This is a genomic window from Hymenobacter persicinus, from assembly GCF_004167665.1.
Lineage (GTDB): Bacteria > Bacteroidota > Bacteroidia > Cytophagales > Hymenobacteraceae > Hymenobacter > Hymenobacter persicinus.
On the sequence record NZ_SEWE01000041.1, the window covers coordinates 1 to 16,683 of the forward strand.

Annotated in this window: 18 protein-coding genes; 15 read left to right on the forward strand and 3 right to left on the reverse strand. The window is 62.6% G+C overall.

The window, feature by feature from the left end:
- The 15 genes from EWM57_RS16385 to EWM57_RS16455 form a co-directional block, all read left to right on the forward strand.
- On the forward strand, positions 1 to 1,221 hold a 1,221-nt coding region (locus EWM57_RS16385; RefSeq protein WP_129922241.1), incomplete at its 5' end, for a DUF6986 family protein.
- Positions 1,222 to 1,379: 158 nt separating this feature from the next.
- A complete protein-coding gene (locus EWM57_RS16390) occupies positions 1,380 to 1,910 on the forward strand; it encodes a TetR/AcrR family transcriptional regulator (RefSeq protein WP_129922242.1) in 531 nt (176 codons plus the stop codon).
- A gap of 559 nt (positions 1,911 to 2,469) precedes the next feature.
- On the forward strand, positions 2,470 to 3,786 hold the full coding sequence (locus EWM57_RS16395) for a phenylacetate--CoA ligase family protein (protein ID WP_207218335.1): 1,317 nt from the start codon (positions 2,470 to 2,472) through the stop codon (positions 3,784 to 3,786).
- 80 nt (positions 3,787 to 3,866) lie between these two features.
- Positions 3,867 to 4,448 carry a TetR/AcrR family transcriptional regulator gene (locus EWM57_RS16400; RefSeq protein ID WP_129922244.1) on the forward strand — a complete coding sequence of 194 codons (582 nt, stop codon included), beginning with the start codon at positions 3,867 to 3,869 and terminating at the stop codon, positions 4,446 to 4,448.
- Positions 4,449 to 4,529: 81 nt separating this feature from the next.
- Positions 4,530 to 5,609 (forward strand): 1,2-phenylacetyl-CoA epoxidase subunit PaaE, encoded by a 1,080-nt coding sequence (gene paaE, locus EWM57_RS16405; protein ID WP_129922245.1) that lies wholly within the window; start codon positions 4,530 to 4,532, stop codon positions 5,607 to 5,609.
- Positions 5,610 to 5,815: 206 nt separating this feature from the next.
- A complete protein-coding gene (paaA, locus tag EWM57_RS16410) occupies positions 5,816 to 6,769 on the forward strand; it encodes a 1,2-phenylacetyl-CoA epoxidase subunit PaaA (protein WP_129922246.1) in 954 nt (317 codons plus the stop codon).
- 113 nt (positions 6,770 to 6,882) lie between these two features.
- The gene (gene paaB / locus EWM57_RS16415) at positions 6,883 to 7,170 is read left to right on the forward strand and encodes a 1,2-phenylacetyl-CoA epoxidase subunit PaaB (protein ID WP_129922247.1); all 288 of its coding nucleotides are present in this window, start codon (positions 6,883 to 6,885) and stop codon (positions 7,168 to 7,170) included.
- 11 nt (positions 7,171 to 7,181) lie between these two features.
- A complete protein-coding gene (gene paaC, locus EWM57_RS16420; protein ID WP_129922248.1) occupies positions 7,182 to 7,985 on the forward strand; it encodes a 1,2-phenylacetyl-CoA epoxidase subunit PaaC in 804 nt (267 codons plus the stop codon).
- Positions 7,979 to 8,485, forward strand: coding sequence for a 1,2-phenylacetyl-CoA epoxidase subunit PaaD (paaD, locus tag EWM57_RS16425; RefSeq protein WP_129922249.1), 507 nt, complete (start codon positions 7,979 to 7,981; stop codon positions 8,483 to 8,485). Before paaC ends, paaD begins: the two co-directional genes overlap by 7 nt.
- Before the next feature lie 115 nt (positions 8,486 to 8,600).
- Complete coding sequence (locus EWM57_RS16430; RefSeq protein WP_129922250.1) at positions 8,601 to 9,779, forward strand: 3-hydroxyacyl-CoA dehydrogenase NAD-binding domain-containing protein; 1,179 nt, start codon at positions 8,601 to 8,603, stop codon at positions 9,777 to 9,779.
- 9 nt (positions 9,780 to 9,788) lie between these two features.
- A complete protein-coding gene (locus tag EWM57_RS16435; RefSeq protein ID WP_129922251.1) occupies positions 9,789 to 10,304 on the forward strand; it encodes a hypothetical protein in 516 nt (171 codons plus the stop codon).
- Positions 10,282 to 10,731, forward strand: a complete 450-nt coding sequence (gene paaI, locus EWM57_RS16440; protein WP_129922252.1) for a hydroxyphenylacetyl-CoA thioesterase PaaI — start codon at positions 10,282 to 10,284, stop codon at positions 10,729 to 10,731. The genes EWM57_RS16435 and paaI overlap by 23 nt, the downstream gene beginning before the upstream one ends.
- A 78-nt stretch (positions 10,732 to 10,809) precedes the next feature.
- Positions 10,810 to 12,015, forward strand: a complete 1,206-nt coding sequence (gene pcaF / locus EWM57_RS16445) for a 3-oxoadipyl-CoA thiolase (RefSeq protein ID WP_129922253.1) — start codon at positions 10,810 to 10,812, stop codon at positions 12,013 to 12,015.
- 180 nt (positions 12,016 to 12,195) lie between these two features.
- On the forward strand, positions 12,196 to 14,259 hold the full coding sequence (paaZ, locus tag EWM57_RS16450; protein ID WP_129922254.1) for a phenylacetic acid degradation bifunctional protein PaaZ: 2,064 nt from the start codon (positions 12,196 to 12,198) through the stop codon (positions 14,257 to 14,259).
- A 154-nt stretch (positions 14,260 to 14,413) separates the two neighbouring features.
- Positions 14,414 to 15,193, forward strand: a complete 780-nt coding sequence (locus EWM57_RS16455) for an enoyl-CoA hydratase/isomerase family protein (RefSeq protein ID WP_129922255.1) — start codon at positions 14,414 to 14,416, stop codon at positions 15,191 to 15,193.
- Positions 15,194 to 15,264: 71 nt separating this feature from the next.
- Here EWM57_RS16455 and EWM57_RS16460 read toward each other — a convergent pair whose 3' ends face one another.
- The 3 genes from EWM57_RS16460 to EWM57_RS16470 form a co-directional block, all read right to left on the reverse strand.
- Positions 15,265 to 15,699 carry a Fur family transcriptional regulator gene (locus tag EWM57_RS16460; RefSeq protein WP_129922256.1) on the reverse strand — a complete coding sequence of 145 codons (435 nt, stop codon included), beginning with the start codon at positions 15,697 to 15,699 and terminating at the stop codon, positions 15,265 to 15,267.
- Positions 15,700 to 15,826: 127 nt separating this feature from the next.
- Positions 15,827 to 16,180 carry a hypothetical protein gene (locus tag EWM57_RS16465; RefSeq protein WP_129922257.1) on the reverse strand — a complete coding sequence of 118 codons (354 nt, stop codon included), beginning with the start codon at positions 16,178 to 16,180 and terminating at the stop codon, positions 15,827 to 15,829.
- A gap of 38 nt (positions 16,181 to 16,218) precedes the next feature.
- Complete coding sequence (locus EWM57_RS16470) at positions 16,219 to 16,638, reverse strand: hypothetical protein (protein WP_129922258.1); 420 nt, start codon at positions 16,636 to 16,638, stop codon at positions 16,219 to 16,221.
- Positions 16,639 to 16,683: the final 45 nt, after the last annotated feature.

The window sequence follows — 16,683 nt, forward strand, 5'->3', positions numbered from 1 at the left end:
GAGCTGGCCCGCGTGCTCCAGCTCAAGGGCTACGAGCACCTGCCCACCCTGGAAAAAGATGTGGCCGACCTCACCGCCCGCCTCGACGCCATGAGCCCCGCCGAGCGCAAGCAGGAGCACGCCTGGCTGGCCTACTCGGTCTACAACAAGATTATCAAGAAGCTGGAGCGCGAGGCCGTGGAAGACTTCCGCATCGACTTTGAGGATGGCTTCGGCAACCGCCCCAACGACGAAGAGGACGCCACCGCCGTGCAGGCCGCCGGCGAGCTGGCCAAGGGCATGCAGAACGGCACGATTTCGCCCTTCATCGGCATCCGCATCAAGCCCTTCACCGAGGATTTGAAAGCCCGCGGCGTGCGCACCCTCGACATTTTCCTGACGGCCCTGCTGGAGCAAACCGGCGGCAAGCTGCCCGACAACTTCGTGGTGATGCTGCCCAAAGTGACCATTCCTGAGCAGATGACTACCCTGGTGCGCCTGTTTGAGAAGCTGGAGCAGGCCAATGGCCTGGCCCCCGGCACGCTCAAGATGGAGACGATGGTGGAAGCCACCCAGATCATCATGGACGAGGAAGGCCGCAACCCGCTCATGCGCATCATCCGCGCCAGCGAGGGCCGCTGCGTGGCCGCCCACTTCGGCACCTACGACTACACGGCCTCCGCCGGCATCACGGCCAAGTACCAGACCATGGCCCACCCCGTCTGCGACTTTGCCCACCACATGACCAAGGTGGCGCTGGGCGGTACCGGCATCTTCCTCTCCGACGGGGCCACCAACGTGATGCCCATCGGCCCCCACCGCGGCGACAACCTCACGTATGAGCAGCTGCGCGAAAACCGGGAGTCGGTGCACAACGCCTGGCGCCAGGGCTTCCACCACACCACTCATTCGCTCATCAACGGCCTCTACCAGGGCTGGGACCTGAACCCGGCCCAGCTGCCGATGCGCTACGCGGCCACCTACAGCTTCTTTTTGAGCTCCTACGACGACGCGCTGTTCCGCCTCAAGACCTTCGTGGAGCGGGCCGCCATCAGCACCCTCACCGGCGACATCTTCGACGACGCGGCCACCGGCCAGGGCCTGCTTAACTTCTTCCTGAAGGCCCTGAACTGCGGCGCCATCACCGAGGAAGAAGTCTTGGCCACCGGTCTCACCCAGGAGGAAATCCAGAGCCGCTCGTTCTTCCGCATTCTGGAAGGCCGCCGCAAGCAGCAGGCGTAACGCGCGTCGGCTCCCTACCCCAAAGCGCCCCCGAATAGTCCGGCCCGGACTATTCGGGGGCGCTTTGGCGTGGTATGATTTCCCGCAATTCGGCGGTGAAACCCCGCCAAAGGGCCATATTGCGCCTGATTAGTTGCGTCAAATACTACCTTTAGGCCATGAACCGCAAACCGCATATCGCGCTTACTGCCTTGCAGCTTTTTGCTGAAAAAGGCTTTGAAAATACGTCTACTCAACTTATTGCCAAGGAAGCCGAGGTTTCCGAAGCCCTGATTTTCAAATACTTCGGCAGCAAGGAGCGCCTGCTCGACTACATCATCAAGAGCGGCTACAAGCGCGTCATCGAGCAGAACCGCGGCCGGCTGATGAACAACTCCCCGCTGGAGCTGGTCTACAAAATCATCGACCTGCCCTACGAGCTGGTGCGCGAGGAGCCCTACTTCTGGAAGCTCCAGTCGCGCCTGATCGATGTGGAGACGGCCCGCAAGCAGCACGAGCAGTTTCTGCAGCCCATGCCCGGCCTGCTCATCGACGCCTTCCGCAAGCTTGGCTACGCGCAGCCCGAACTCGAAACCCGCTTTCTGCTCGGCCTCGTGGACGCGCTCTGGAAAGGCCTGGCCAACCAGCGCCCCGAATACACGCCCGAGATGCGCGAGTTTATCAAAACCAAGTACGCTGCCCAGGCTTAGCGCAACTGCGGCTCACTGCCCCTGCCGAAAAGCCCAAAAGCCAGCCGAATCGAGCAAATCGATTTGGCTGGCTTTTGATTTCGAACGCCGCTCGGGGTTCTACTGACATTTCCTGGTGGGGGGGGAGACACCGGGAAACAGGGCGTGGGAATTGGGAGTCTGGCAGACCGGGGGGATTCTGCCGACAACGATACAAACGTAAGCAAAGAATAAATAGTCCTGGTAAGTGTTAGCTAACTTTTAGTGAGTATACACTCACCACCTATGGTTAAACCACAGCTTATCAAAATATTACCGCGCAAAAAGGCCGAATAACAAAATCTTGTCATTTGGCCGACGCAGGCCGATAAGGCCGTTTCACGCTGCTCAGAAGCGCGGTGGACCAGGAACACATAATGCCGAGAAGTATGCCTGGCTAAGCTCGGCTTCCCGGGTTACCGGCAAAAAATTAACAAACATTTGTTAGTTTATCGGCAAGCGGCTACCTTCCAGCAGGAATACCGGCTTTTTCTCAGCGTAAACGCGGAATCAGATGCTCTTTAACCCCGAAATAGAACGGATGCCCCTCCCCCAGCTGCGGGCGTTGCAGAATGCCCGGCTCCAGGAGCAGGTGGCTTACGTGTACGGCCGGGTGCCGTTTTACCAGCAGAAGTTTGATGCGCTGGGCGTGCATCCGTCCACGTTCCGGGGGCTGGAAGATTTGCCCAAGCTGGGCTTCACGAAAAAGACCGACTTCCGCGACAATTACCCCTTCGGCCTGTTTGCCGTGCCCCAAACCGAAGTAGCCCGTCTGCACTGCTCCAGCGGCACCACCGGCAAGGCCACCGTGGTGGGCTACACGGCCCACGACCTGGACATTTTTGCCGAAGTAGTGGCCCGCTCCTTAGCCGCGGCGGGCTGCCGGCCGGGCATGAAAATGCAGAATGCCTACGGCTACGGCCTGTTTACTGGCGGCCTGGGCATCCATTACGGGGCCGAGAAGCTGGGCATGACGGTGATTCCCGTGTCGGGCGGCGGCACCGACCGGCAGCTGCAGCTGCTCCAGGATTTTCAGCCCGAGGTACTCTGCGCCACGCCTTCCTACGCCCAGGTGCTGGCCGAGGAAATCCGGCGCCGCGGCATCAGCCACGACGCGCTCAACCTGCAGTACGCCGTGCTGGGCGCAGAGCCCTGGACGGAAGCCATCCGGGAGCAGGTGGAAAGCGGGCTGCGCGTACGGGCCTCAAACATCTACGGGCTGAGTGAAATCATGGGCCCGGGCGTGTCGCAGGAGGCCGTGGATGAGCGGGGCACGGGCAGCTACCTCTGGGAAGACCATTTCTACCCCGAAGTGGTGGACAAGGATACCGGCGAGCCGGTGGCCGAGGGCGAGTTGGGCGTGCTGGTACTGACCACGCTCACCAAAAAGGCCATGCCCATTCTGCGCTACTGGACCAACGACATCACCAACATCTACTACGACCACTCGGTAAGCCGCACCCACGTGAAGATGGGCCCGATTCGGGGCCGCTCCGACGACATGCTCATCATCCGCGGGGTCAACTTCTTTCACACCCAGGTCGAGGACATTCTGCAGGGCCTGGCCCACGTGAGCCCCTACTACCAGGTGGTGGCCTCGCGCCGGGGCGCCATGGATGAAGTAGAAGTGCGCGTGGAGCTGGCCGAGGAGCTGATGCGGGAGCTGGGCCTGGCCACGGTCACGGCCGACGCCATCCGCCAGCACGACTGCCTGCAGACCCTGCAGGGCACGTTTGCCAAGAAAATCAAGGACAACATCGGGCTCAGCATGAAGGTCACGCTGCTGGGCTTCGGGGAGCTGCCCCGCAGTGAGGGCGGCAAACTCAACCGGGTGCAGGACCTGCGCAAGCTGAAATAAGGACGCTCGTGACGGCAAGTGGTAACGATTCGCCCATATTGCGTAAAAACTAACGGCTGCTAGTCAACCAGCCGGCATTTATGGCGAAGAAAGTAAAGAACAACAAGCGGCAGCTTATCCTCGACGAAGCGGCCAAGCTCTTCAAGGCCAAGGGGTTCGGTGGCACTTCCATGCGCGACTTAGGCGCGCAGGTGGGCATGGAGGCGGCCAGCATGTACAACCACATCAACTCCAAGGACGAAATCCTGGAAATCATCTGCTTCCACGTCTCGGACACCTACATTTCCCAGCTGGCCCAGATTGAGCAGACCCAGGCCAGCTACGTCGACAAGATCAAGGCCCTGATTCATCTGCACATCCGCCTCATGATTGAGGACGGCGCGGCCGTGTCGGTGGCCAACAACGACTGGAAATACCTGACCGCCGACAAGCTCGAAGCCTTCAAGCAGGCCCGCAAAAATTACGAAAAGGGCTTCGCGGCCCTGATTGAGCAGGGCATAGCGGCCGGGGAGCTTCAGCCAGTAAACACCTCGGTGGCGTTGTTCACGATTCTGTCGGCCGTGCGCTGGGTGGAGCTCTGGTACCGGCCCGGCCGGGGCATCACGGCCGAGGAGCTCGAAGAAAACATTATGACCCTGCTGCTAAACGGGCTGGCAAAATGAGTTGCCGGTCGTGAGTTGCCAGTTCGTTCAACGAGCAGTAACTGGCAACTCACAACTGGCAACTGGCAACTGAAAAAACCAATGAGTCGATTTCACAAAGTTAAAATCAAGCGCATTCAGCGGGAGACGCCCGACGCGGTGGTAGTGTCCTTGGACGTGCCGGCGGAATTGCGCGACACGTTCCGCTTCACCCAGGGCCAGTACCTGACCTTCCGGCGCGAGCACAACGGCGAGGAGCTGCGCCGCTCCTACTCCATCTGCAGCAGTCCGCTGGAAAACGAGTGGCAGGTGGCCATCAAGAAGGTGCCCGAGGGTCGGTTTTCGTCCTTGGCGGTGGATTCGCTCCAGGTTGGTGAGGAGCTGGACGTGATGCCCCCGGCGGGCCACTTCCACACCCCGCTGCACCCCGAGCAGGCCAAGCACTACGTGCTGTTTGCGGCCGGCAGCGGCATCACGCCCGTGTTCAGCATCCTCAAAACGGTGCTGCTGACCGAGCCCAACAGCCGCGTGACGCTGATCTACGGCAACCGGGGGCGCAATTCCATCATCTTCAAGGAAGGCATTGAGGCGTTCAAGAACAAGTTTCTGAACCGCCTGAGCGTCTACCACATCCTGAGCCGGGAGCAGGGCGCCGCCGATCTGCTGTTCGGCCGCATCGACCAAGCCAAAACCGAGCGGTTCCTCGATAAGATCGTGCCTGCCGACCAGATTGACGAATGCTTTATCTGCGGGCCGGAGGAAATGATTCTGGGCGTGAAAGCGGCCCTGACCGCCGCGGGCGTGGCCCCCGAAAAGATTCACTTCGAGATGTTCGGCTCGGCCGGCGGCGCCAAGAAAGCCGCCGGCCCCACCCGCGCCCACGTGGCAGGCCAGGACGACAAGCACAGCCAGGTAACGGTGAAGCTCGACGGCACGACGCGCGTGCTGGACATGTCGTATTACGGCAACACGGTGCTGGACGCCCTGCTCGATACTGGCGTGGATGCGCCCTACTCCTGCAAAAACGGCATGTGCAGCACCTGCCGCTGCCGTGTGACGGAAGGAACGGTGGAAATGGACGTCAACTATTCCCTCTCCGAGACGGAAGTTGCCAAAGGCTACGTGCTTTCCTGCCAGGCCCGCCCCACCTCGGAAAAGGTGACGGTGGATTTTGACCAGTAGGCTGCTCCGGATTTGTCGACCGTCATGCAGAGCGTAGCGAAGCATCTCGCGTGCTGACGTAAAATTAGTACCCAGACGTCAGCAAGCGAGATGCTTCGGCTGCGCCTCTGCATGACGGTCAGGTAGAATTTTCCGTAAACGAACCAAAGCCCGATATTTTTCCTACTTTTAACTAACGAATGTTAGTTAAACTTTGTTGAAAGCGCATGGAAACGGTAGAAATCAACCTCGAAGATCAGTTTCAGGCCCGCATCGACGCGGACATCAGCATTGAGCCCAAGGACTGGATGCCCGATGCGTACCGCAAGACGCTGATCCGGCAGATTTCCCAGCACGCCCACTCCGAGTTGGTCGGGATGCTGCCCGAGGGCAACTGGATTACCCGCGCCCCCTCGCTGAAGCGCAAGTCCATCCTGCTTTCGAAGGTGCAGGACGAGGCCGGCCACGGCTTGTACCTGTACTCTGCCGCCGAAACCCTGGGTGCCTCCCGGGACCAGATGCTGGCCGACCTGCACTCGGGCAAGGCCAAGTACTCGAGCATTTTCAACTACCCGACCCTCTCGTGGGCCGATATGGGCTGCGTAGGCTGGCTCGTGGATGGCGCCGCCATTCTGAACCAGGTGCCGCTGTGCCGCACGTCGTACGGCCCCTACGCCCGGGCCATGGTGCGCGTGTGCAAGGAAGAAAGCTTCCACCAGCGCCAGGGCTTCGAGATTATGCAGACCCTGTGCGAGGGCGCGCCCGAGCAGAAAGCCATGGCCCAGGAAGCCCTGAACCGCTGGTGGTGGCCCACGCTGATGATGTTCGGCCCCAAGGACGCTGATTCGCCCAACACGGCCCAGAGCATGAACTGGCGCATCAAGCGCTTCACCAACGACGAGCTGCGCCAGAAATTTGTGGACATGATGGTGCCCCAGGCCGAGTTCCTGGGCCTCACCGTGCCCGACCCGGCCGTGAAGTGGAACGAGGCCCGCCAGGCCTACGACTTCGGCGAAGTAAACTGGGAGGAATTCTGGAACGTGGTGAAGGGCAACGGCATGTGCAACCAGGACCGCCTCGGCGCCCGCGTCAAGGCCCACGAGGAGGGCGCCTGGGTGCGCGAGGCCGCCCTGGCCCACGCCAAAAAGCGCGCCGAGCGGGCTGAAACGCAGGCCGCTTAAAGTTGAACGATGTAGAGACGCATATTTGCGTCTCCCGTTGAACAACTCGTCCTCATCGGCGTGAACAAACAACGATTGAGACGCAAATAGGCGTCGCTACAACGCAACCAAACATGACTCAATCCGAATGGCCGCTGTGGGAAGTTTTTATCCGCAGCAAGCAGGGCCTCGACCATAAGCACGTGGGCAGCCTGCACGCCGCCGACGCCACCATGGCCATCCAGAATGCCCGCGACGTGTACACCCGTCGCCTCGAAGGCGTCAGTATCTGGGTGGTGGAAAGCAAGCACGTGCACGCCTCGAACCCCGACGACGCGGCCGCCTTCTTCGACCCGGCCAACGACAAAGTGTACCGGCACCCGACCTTCTACGAAGTACCGGACTCCATCAAGCACATGTAATGCTGCGCCCTATGCAAGTTGCCCCGTCCGAAACCCCGGCCCTGAACAACTACTCGCCCGAAGTGCGGCAGCAGCTGTTTGCCTACGTGCTCCAGCTAGCCGACACGAGCCTGATTCTGGGCCACCGCCTGTCGGAATGGTGCGGGCACGGGCCGATTCTGGAGCAGGACCTGGCCATGGCCAACATTGCCCTGGACTTGCTCGGCGAAACCCGCAGCCTGTTTCAGTACGCCGCGGAGCTCGAAGGCCAGGGCCGCACCGAGGACGACTTGGCCTTTCTGCGCCTGGCCACCGAGTACCGCAACCCCTTGCTGGTGGAGCAGCCTAACGGCGACTTTGCGGCCACCATCGTCCGGCAGTTTCTCTTCGACACGTTCCACTACCACTGCTTGGTAGAACTGCACAAGAGCCCCGACGCCCAGCTGGCCGCCATTGCCGAAAAGGCCGTGAAGGAAGCCGCCTACCACCTGAAGTGGAGCTCGGAGTGGATGATTCGCCTCGGTGACGGCACCGCCGAAAGCCGGCAGCGCCTCGATAAGGCCCTGGCTACGCTCTGGCGCTACTCCGGGGAGCTGACCACACCCACGGCCACCGAACAGGCCCTGCAAGCCGCCGGCATTATCCCCGACTACGCCGCGCTGCGGCCCGCCATGGACGCCCACGTGGCCCACGTTTTCGGCGAGGCCACGGTACCGGTGCCCCAGGGTGTATTTATGATGACCGGCGGCAAGGAAGGCCGCCATTCGGAGCACCTGGGTTACATCTTGGCCGAGCTGCAGTACATGCAACGCACGTATCCGGGTCTGAAATGGTAGCCACGGCCCCCACCGAGGAACGCATCTGGCAGCTGCTGGAGGAGGTCACCGACCCCGAGGTGCCGGTGCTCAGCATCCTGGACCTGGGCATCGTGCGCAGCGTGCGGGTGGAGGGCGAGCAGGTTACAGTCAGCATTACCCCGACCTACTCGGGCTGCCCGGCCATGAACGTCATTGCCACCGAAATCCGCCTGCGCCTGCTGGCCGAGGGCATCACCAAGGTCACGATTCACAACCAGCTCAGCCCGGCCTGGACCACCGACTGGATGAGTGCCGCCGGCCGCCGCAAGCTCGAAGCCTACGGCATTGCGCCGCCCGTCGACGGCACGGCTACGGGCCACGTGCTCAACCTGTTCGGCAAGGACACGGCCGTGCGCTGCCCGCTCTGCAAATCCGAGCACACTCACTTGGTCAGCCAGTTCGGCTCCACGGCCTGCAAAGCCCACTACCAGTGCGACGACTGCCTCGAACCCTTCGACTACTTCAAATGCCACGCTTAGCGGTGAACTAGTGAGATGGTGAAACGGTGAGTTGTTCTGTTTGCGCCAGGGGCGCGGAACTGTACCGCCAAAACATCAAACTCACTAGTCCACCACCTCACCAGTTCACCAACTTATGACAATCGGAATTATCGGCAGCGGGGCTATGGGGGCGGGACTTGCGCAGGTGGTGGCTACGGCCGGCCATACCGTGCGTTTGCTCGACCAGAACGCCGAGGCCTTGCAGCGGGCCGGCGCCGGCATTCAAAGCAGTTTGAATAAGCTGGCCGAGAAGGGCAAAATCACGGCTGACGCAGCCGCCGAAACCTTTGGCCGCCTGCGGCTGACCCAGGATGTGGGCACCTTCAACGACTGTGAGTTGGTGCTCGAAGCCATTGTGGAAGACCTTTCAGTGAAGCAGCAGCTGTTTCGGGAAGTGGAAATGCTGGTGCCCGACACCTGCATTCTGGCCTCGAATACCTCGTCGTTGTCCATTGCCTCCATTGCTGCGGCGTGTAAGAAACCCGAGCGGTTTATCGGCATTCACTTCTTCAACCCCGCACCCGTCATGCAGCTGGTGGAAGTTATTCCGGCGGTGCAGACCCGGGCCGGACTGGCCGAAGAGGTGCGCGACTTGGTGCACAGCTGGGGCAAGCGGCCGGTGCTGGCCAAGGACACCCCGGGCTTTATCGTCAACCGCGTGGCCCGACCCTTCTACGGCGAGGCCATCCGCATCCTGGAAGAGGGCCTGGCCGACATGGCCACCATCGACTGGGCCCTGACTGAGCTGGGCGGCTTCCGCATGGGGCCGTTTGCCCTGATGGATTTTATCGGTCACGACGTAAACTACCGGGTCACCGAGTCAGTGTTTGCCTCCTTCTTCTACGACCCGCGCTTCAAGCCTTCCTTCACCCAAAAGCGCCTGTTTGAGGCCGGCTACTACGGGCGCAAATCGGGCCGGGGCTTCTACAGCTACGCTGCCGACGCCATCCAGCCCGAGCCGAACCGGGACGAGCAGCTGGGTCGCCTGATTCTGAACCGGGTGCTGGCCATGCTCATCAACGAAGCCGTGGACGCGCTGGCCCTGAACGTGGCTTCGCGCGAAGACCTGGAGCTGGCCATGACCAAGGGCGTGAATTACCCCAAGGGCCTGCTGGCCTGGGCCGACGAGCTGGGCCCTGCAACCGTGCTCAAAACCCTCGACGACCTCTACGACGAGTACCACGAGGACCGGTATCGCGCCAGTGCCCTGCTGCGCCGGGTGGTGCGGGCCAATCAGCATCTTTCGCAGCCCGAGCCGGCAGCCCACGCTTAATGCTGCGTTATGACCTTGCCTCTGCTACTGCTGCTGTTGTTTTATCAGGCCCCGCAAAAGCCCGTCTATGACCGCCAGGAATACGCGGCGAAGCTGACCAAAGAGTTCTTCCGGGGCGACTTCTGGGACTTTATCACGTATCCGGATCCGGTTAACGATAAGGTGTCCTGGGGATATTTCGCCACGAAAGGGGAAGCCCGCAAGACCGCCACGATTCTGCCCATTCCCGTGGTAGAATACGACGCTGCCAAAGCCGGCTACCGCCTGAAAAAAGACTTGATGAAGGCTTTTGTCCTGAAGAGCGGGCAGCTCATTGCCATTGCGAACTTCCACAAAGGCGAATCGGAATGGTACGGGGGCTACGACAACGACTTGCCGACGAGCCGCAAGCTGTATGCGGCCTACCTGCTCGGTCCCGACGAATTTTATCTGAGCTGCTCTACCTCGTCCGCCCTGTGCGGCTATATTCTCCTGAAGAACGACCGGGAGTACCGCTGGAACCATGGCACAAAGTCCTTCGAGTAACCACCCGGTACAGGCCGTCAAGGAACGAATGCTGCGCCACGACACGTTCAGCCGGCTGCTGGGCCTGGCAGTGGACGAGGTAGGGCCCGGCTACTGCCGCCTGCACTTCACCGTGCGCCCCGACATGCTCAACGGCTTCGGGGCCCTGCACGGGGGCGTAACGTTTTCTGCGGCCGATTCGGCCTTTGCCTTCGCCTGCAACAGCCACGGCCGCCAGAGCGTGGGCCTAAGCGTCACTGTCGACTACCTCGCGGCCGGTAAGCTCGGTGACGTCATCATGGTGGAAGCCCGGGAAGAAGACCTCAAGTACAAAATCGGCGTGTACCAGGTGCGCGCCACCACCCAGGACGGCACCGTGCTGGCTTTGTTTAAAGGCACCGCCTACCGCACCAGCAACGAGTTCCTGTCCGCCGACGGCCAGAGTTGACGCTCCGAAAGCGCAGTAGGCGCCGCCAGAACGACCAACTCACCATTTCACAACTTCACAATTTCACCACCTCCCCCCGTGAAACAAGCCTATATAGTTGACGGCATCCGCACCCCGATTGGCAACTTCGGCGGCACTCTGTCCGCCGTCCGGCCCGACGATATGGCCGCGCTGGTCATTCGGGAATTGCTGCGTCGCAACGCCTCCGCCGACCCCGCCGCCATTGCCGACGTGCTGCTCGGCTGCGCCAACCAGGCCGGCGAAGACAACCGCAACGTGGCCCGCATGGCGTTGCTACTGGCCGGCCTGCCCACCTCCGTGCCCGGCGAAACCGTGAACCGTCTCTGCGCCTCGGGCCTCTCGGCCAGCATTGCCGCCGCCCGCGCCATCCAGTGCGGCGACGGGGACCTGTTCGTGTCCGGGGGCGTGGAAAGCATGACCCGGGCGCCCTACGTGACCTCGAAGCCGACCAAAGCGTTTGGCACCGACGCCAAAATGTACGATTCCAGCTTCGGCTGGCGCTTCGTGAACCCGCGGATGGAGGAGCTTTACGGCACCGACGCCATGGGGGAAACTGCCGAGAACCTGGCCGAGCGCGACAACATCAGCCGGGAAGACCAAGACCAGTTCGCCTACGACTCCCACCAGCGCGCCGCCCGGGCCCGGGACTCCGGCCGTTTCGCCGAGGAAATCGTGGCCGTGCCCATTCCCCAGCGCAAGGGTGAGCCGGTGCTGTTCAGCCAGGACGAGTTCATCAAGGCCGACACGACCCTGGAGGTGCTGGCCCAGCTGCGCCCCGCCTTCCGCAAAACCGGCTCCGTCACGGCCGGCAACTCCTCGGGCCTCAACGACGGCGCGGCGGCTTTGCTGCTGGCTTCGGAAGACGGCCTGAAGCAGCACAACCTTATGCCCCGGGCCCGCCTCGTGAGCATGGGCGTGGCGGGCGTGGAGCCCCGCTACATGGGCATCGGTCCCGTGCCGGCCTCCCAGCTGGCTTTGAAAAAAGCCGGCCTGACCCTGGACCAGATGGACCTGATTGAGTTCAACGAAGCCTTTGCCGCCCAAACCCTGGCCTGCGCCCGCGGCCTGGGCCTGGAAGGCTCCGACCCGCGCATCAACCCCAACGGCGGCGCCATTGCCCTGGGTCACCCCCTGGGCATGTCCGGGGCCCGCATTCTGAACACGGCCGCCCTGGAGCTGCAGAAACAGCAGAAGCGCTACGCCCTGGTGACGATGTGCATCGGTGTTGGCCAGGGCTACGCGGCCATTATCGAACGGGTGTAACCTCGCCCCCTAGCCCCCTCTCCGGAAGGACAGGGGAAACTGGTTTTAGCCTTTCGTTTCCTTATTCCCACCAACCCGAAGCCACCATTCACGCCCGCAAATACTAGCTACTAGATTTTCTAGGACTAGTTCCCCTCCTCTCTCCCGGAGAGGGGGCTAGGGGGTGAGGCATCAACGCACATGACGACTCTCGAAAACTACACCCTCGGCCGCTGGACGCCCGGCGCCTCCGCCCCCCAGGAGCTGCTCGATGCCAGCACCGGCGAAGTCATTGCCCTGGCCAACACCGAGGGCTTCGACTACGAAGCCATTTTCCACTACGCCCGGACCGTGGGCAACCCGGCCCTGCGCAAGATGACTTTCCACGAGCGGGGCCGCATGCTCAAGGCCTTGGCCCTGCACCTGATGGAGAAAAAGGAGCAGTTCTATGCCCTGAGCGTGCGCACCGGCGCCACCCGCGCCGACTCCTGGGTGGACATCGAGGGCGGTATCGGCAACCTGTTTGCCAACGCCTCTTTGCGCCGCAAATTCCCCGACAAGCCGTTTTACGTGGAGGGCGAGCCGGTCGGGCTGAGCAAGGGCGGCACCTTCATGGCCCAGCACCTGATGGTGCCCCGTGAGGGCGTGGCCGTGCACATCAACGCCTACAACTTCCCGGTGTGGGGCATGCTGGAGAAAATTGCGGTGAACCTGCTGGCCGGCATGCCCGCAGTGGTCAAGCCCGCCGTCCCCTCGGCCTACCTCACCGAGGCCGTCGTGCGTGAAATCATTGCTTCGGGCATTCTGCCCGCCGGCGCCTTGCAACTGATTGTGGGCTCGGGTCAGGGAATTCTCGACCACGTCAACTACCAGGACGTGGTGACCTTTACCGGCTCGGCCGCCACCGGCCGCAAGCTGCGGGCCCACCCGCGCATCGTGGAGGAAGCCGTGCCCTTCACCATGGAAGCCGACTCCCTGAACGCCGCCGTGCTGGGTCTCGACGCCAAGCCCGGCACGCCCGAGTTTGATTTGTTCGTGAAGGAAGTGCGCAAGGAGATGACCGGCAAGTGCGGGCAGAAGTGCACCGCCATCCGCCGCATCCTGGTGCCCGAAAGCCTGATCGAAGACGTGCAGATTGCCCTGGGCAAGCTTCTGAGCCAGACCACCATCGGCCACCCGCTGGCCGAGGGCGTGCGCATGGGCGCCCTGGCCGGTCGCGAGCAGCGGCAGCGCCTGCGCGAGCAGGTGGAGCTTCTGGCCAAGAACACCCCCATCGTGTACGGCGACCTGGACGCGGGCCTCGACGTGCTGGGCCAGGACCGCGGCGCCCACTTCGAGAAGGGCGCGTTCTTCTCCCCCATCCTGCTGCGCAACGACCAGCCCTTCCGCAACCTCGACTCCCACGAGCTGGAAGCCTTCGGCCCCGTGGCCACGCTGATGCCTTACAAGGACACCGACGAGGCCATCAAGCTCGTGAACATGGGCAAAGGCTCCCTGGTCTGCTCCCTGGCCACCAACGACCCGCGCCTGGCCCAGGACTTCGTGCTCGGCGCGGCCACCCACCACGGCCGCATCCTGGTTCTGAACGAGGAAATGGCTAAGGAAAGCACCGGCCACGGTTCCCCGCTGCCCCTGCTGATCCACGGCGGACCCGGCCGGGCCGGCGGCGGCCAGGAAATGGGCGGCATGCGCGGCGTGGAGCACTTCATGCAGCGCGTGGCGCTCCAGGGCTCCCCCACCATGATTACGGCCATTACTGAGGTCTACCAGCCCAAAGCCAAGCAGATTGAGAAGGACAAGCACCCGTTCCAGCACTACTTCGAGGAGCTGGAAATCGGGCAGACCTACGTGACCCACCGGCACACCGTCACCGAGGCCGACATCAGCGCCTTTGCCCAGGTGTCGGGCGACAATTTCTACGCCCACGTCGATGAAACCTCTCTCGAAGGCACGCTCTTCACCGGCCGGGTGGCCCACGGCTACTACATCCTGAGCAAAGCCGCCGGCATGTTCGTGGACCCGCGCAAGGGCCCGGTGCTGCTCAACTACGGCCTCGACGAGTGCCGCTTCACCAAGCCCGTGTACCCCGGCACTACCATCGGCGTGACGCTGACGGTGAAGGAGAAAATCGGCCAGGAGAAGCGCGACGCCGAGGACGTGGCCAAGGGCATTGTGCGCTGGTACGTGGAAGTCACCGACCAAACCCAGGAAACCGTGGCCGTAGCGACGATTCTGACCATGGTCAAAAAGAAAAACCAGGACTAATTTCCCTTTCCGCTCCCTTCTTTCGCCATTCGAGCATCCTGCTGAGTGCAGTCGAAGCATCTGCGGGCTGCCGTTGCAGCGGCAGCCGACTCACGCTCTGCCCGCCCACTGCCTGGCTGCGCTCAGCAGGACGTTTACCTTTCTTCCTTTCTCTATGAGCACTACCTCTACCCTGAGCGCCGGCCAGGTCAGCCTGACGACCGACGCGCACGGCATCAGCACGGTTTCGTTTTTCCACCCCTCCCACAACTCCCTGCCCGGGGCCCTGCTCACCCAGCTGGCCGCTACCATCACCCAGGCCGGCCTGGACGAAGCTACCAAAGTCATCATCCTGCGCAGTGAGGGCGAAAAAACCTTCTGCGCCGGCGCCAGCTTCGATGAGCTCATTGCCATTCGGGACGAGGCCCAGGGCCTGGAGTTTTTCTCCGGCTTCGCCAAAGTTATCAACGCCTGCCGCACCTGCCCCAAGGTGATTATCGGGCGGGTGCAGGGCAAGGCCATCGGCGGCGGCGTGGGCGTGGCCGCGGCCACCGACTACTGCTTTGCCACGAACCAAGCCGCCGTGAAGCTCAGTGAGCTGGTCGTGGGCATCGGGCCGTTTGTGGTCGGGCCGGTGGTGGAGCTCAAAATCGGCAAGGCGGCCTACGCCCAGCTGGCCCTGGATGCCGCCGAGTTTCGCAGTGCGGCCTGGGCCCAGGAAAAAGGGCTGTACGCGGCCTTACTGCACAATCAGCAGGAACTGGACGCGGCCGTGCAGGCCTTTGCCGAAAAGCTGGCCACTTACAATCCGCAGGCGCTGACCGATTTGAAGCGCGTTATCTGGGCCGGCACCGAAAACTGGGACTCCCTGCTCACCGAGCGCGCCGCCATCAGCGGCCGGCTGGTGCTGTCGGACTTCACCCGCCAAGCCATTCAGCAGTTCAAGGCCAAATAGGCTAGCTACAACGCAAAACAAGCGCGCTTCCGGACGGAAGCGCGCTTGTTTTGCGTTCAGTTGCCACAGCTCTACTGTGCCGGCTGGCAGTGGCTGCACACGCCCGAAAGCAGATAGTCGCGGCTGACCGCCTGAAATTCCCGGGGCAGCGCGACGGCTGGAATGGCAATCTGGTTGAGGCAGTAGATGTGGGTGCAGGCCGTGCATTTGAAGTGCACGTGGTTGTCGAAGTGGGCGTGCTCGGAGCACTCCAGCGAGCAGGAGGCGTAGCGGGCCACGTCGGAGGCGTCGAGCACGCGGTGCACCAGGCCTTTTTCCTCGAAGGAGCGCAGGGTGCGGTAGAGCGTGATGCGGTCCAGGTCCTGGCCCAGCGTCTTCTCAATCTCGGCTCCCGACAAGGCAAATTCCGACTCGTGCAGCGTTTGCAGCACCTGCACGCGGGCCGCCGTCTGGCGCAAACCGTGCCGGTTCAGCATGAGGGCAATACGTTCGCGGGAATCAGCCATAGCGAGGGCAAAAGTAACCAGAAAACGCGACAAGAGCCGGCCCGCGGTGCCCACGACGGGTGGGCCGGCCCTGTCAAACAGCGGGCTGCTCCGGTTTGATTTTGCGCCGGCGCAAAAAATTGCGCCCCTACTTCACCGGCCGGGTAGTAACGGCGCCGGTTTGCTTATTCACTTCAAAGGCGGCCTTGTTGGGCATGCGCCGGGCCCAGTCGGTGCGCGGCACGAGCACCTGCCAGTGGGTATCCACATCGACGGCCCGGGCGGAGTCGGTCTGGTAGAGGGCCACGTTGGGCAGGGCCTGCACGTAGCGGCTCACTGCGGCGCGGGCTTCGGCTTCAGTGGCAGCCCCGGTGGACACGGCGGCGGGTGCCGACGCGCCGGCGCCGGGCGTTGCGGCCGCTTCAGTTGTGGCGGCCGGGTTTTGCTGGCAGCTGGCCAGGCTCAGCAGAGCGGGCAGCAGAAGAAACAGGGATTTTTTCATGAGTGCTAGGGCAGCAGGTAGTGGAAAGAGAAACAGCGTTAGCCGCAGGCCCAGCGGCGGGCTAAGTCGAGGTCAGCAAACTGGCGCAACTCGAAAGGCAGCGCCGCGGTGGCCTGCTGGTATTTGGTGCCAATAATAAACCGGTTCAGCGGCTCCTCGGCTTCGAGCTGGGCAAAACGCCGCACTCCCAGTTCGGCCAGGGGCGCGTGCAGGTAGCGGAAGCTCCAGTCGAGGTCTTTGGGGCGCAGGGCCCCCAGGCGCCGGTCGTCGGCCACCCAGCCCACCACGGCGTGCTTGCGGGCCAGCTCCAGCGCTTCGGCCAGGGCGGAGCGAAAGTCGGCGCTGCCCACGAAGCCCCGCCACTCGGTTTCCAGCGCGGGCTGAGGCCCACGGAGCAAATAGATATTCAGGTAGGGAAAAGCAGTCAGCAGCTCCGTACGCGGGGGTTGTTCTTGCATGCAACTCGGGTGGTGCGGGGCCGGGTTTAACTTAGCTCAGCAGCC

Excerpts from the sequence above, each read along its gene's own strand:
- paaZ (WP_129922254.1), top strand. The coding sequence starts at position 12,196 with ATGACGACTCTCGAAAACTACACCCTCGGCCGCTGGACGCCCGGCGCC.
- EWM57_RS16395 (WP_207218335.1), top strand. The coding sequence starts at position 2,470 with ATGCCCCTCCCCCAGCTGCGGGCGTTGCAGAATGCCCGGCTCCAGGAG.
- EWM57_RS16465 (WP_129922257.1), bottom strand. The coding sequence starts at position 16,180 with ATGAAAAAATCCCTGTTTCTTCTGCTGCCCGCTCTGCTGAGCCTGGCC.
- paaD (WP_129922249.1), top strand. The coding sequence starts at position 7,979 with ATGGTAGCCACGGCCCCCACCGAGGAACGCATCTGGCAGCTGCTGGAG.
- EWM57_RS16400 (WP_129922244.1), top strand. The coding sequence starts at position 3,867 with ATGGCGAAGAAAGTAAAGAACAACAAGCGGCAGCTTATCCTCGACGAA.
- paaA (WP_129922246.1), top strand. The coding sequence starts at position 5,816 with ATGGAAACGGTAGAAATCAACCTCGAAGATCAGTTTCAGGCCCGCATC.
- EWM57_RS16390 (WP_129922242.1), top strand. The coding sequence starts at position 1,380 with ATGAACCGCAAACCGCATATCGCGCTTACTGCCTTGCAGCTTTTTGCT.
- EWM57_RS16455 (WP_129922255.1), top strand. The coding sequence starts at position 14,414 with ATGAGCACTACCTCTACCCTGAGCGCCGGCCAGGTCAGCCTGACGACC.
- paaB (WP_129922247.1), top strand. The coding sequence starts at position 6,883 with ATGACTCAATCCGAATGGCCGCTGTGGGAAGTTTTTATCCGCAGCAAG.
- EWM57_RS16430 (WP_129922250.1), top strand. The coding sequence starts at position 8,601 with ATGACAATCGGAATTATCGGCAGCGGGGCTATGGGGGCGGGACTTGCG.
- EWM57_RS16470 (WP_129922258.1), bottom strand. The coding sequence starts at position 16,638 with ATGCAAGAACAACCCCCGCGTACGGAGCTGCTGACTGCTTTTCCCTAC.
- EWM57_RS16460 (WP_129922256.1), bottom strand. The coding sequence starts at position 15,699 with ATGGCTGATTCCCGCGAACGTATTGCCCTCATGCTGAACCGGCACGGT.
- EWM57_RS16435 (WP_129922251.1), top strand. The coding sequence starts at position 9,789 with ATGACCTTGCCTCTGCTACTGCTGCTGTTGTTTTATCAGGCCCCGCAA.
- paaE (WP_129922245.1), top strand. The coding sequence starts at position 4,530 with ATGAGTCGATTTCACAAAGTTAAAATCAAGCGCATTCAGCGGGAGACG.
- paaC (WP_129922248.1), top strand. The coding sequence starts at position 7,182 with ATGCAAGTTGCCCCGTCCGAAACCCCGGCCCTGAACAACTACTCGCCC.
- paaI (WP_129922252.1), top strand. The coding sequence starts at position 10,282 with ATGGCACAAAGTCCTTCGAGTAACCACCCGGTACAGGCCGTCAAGGAA.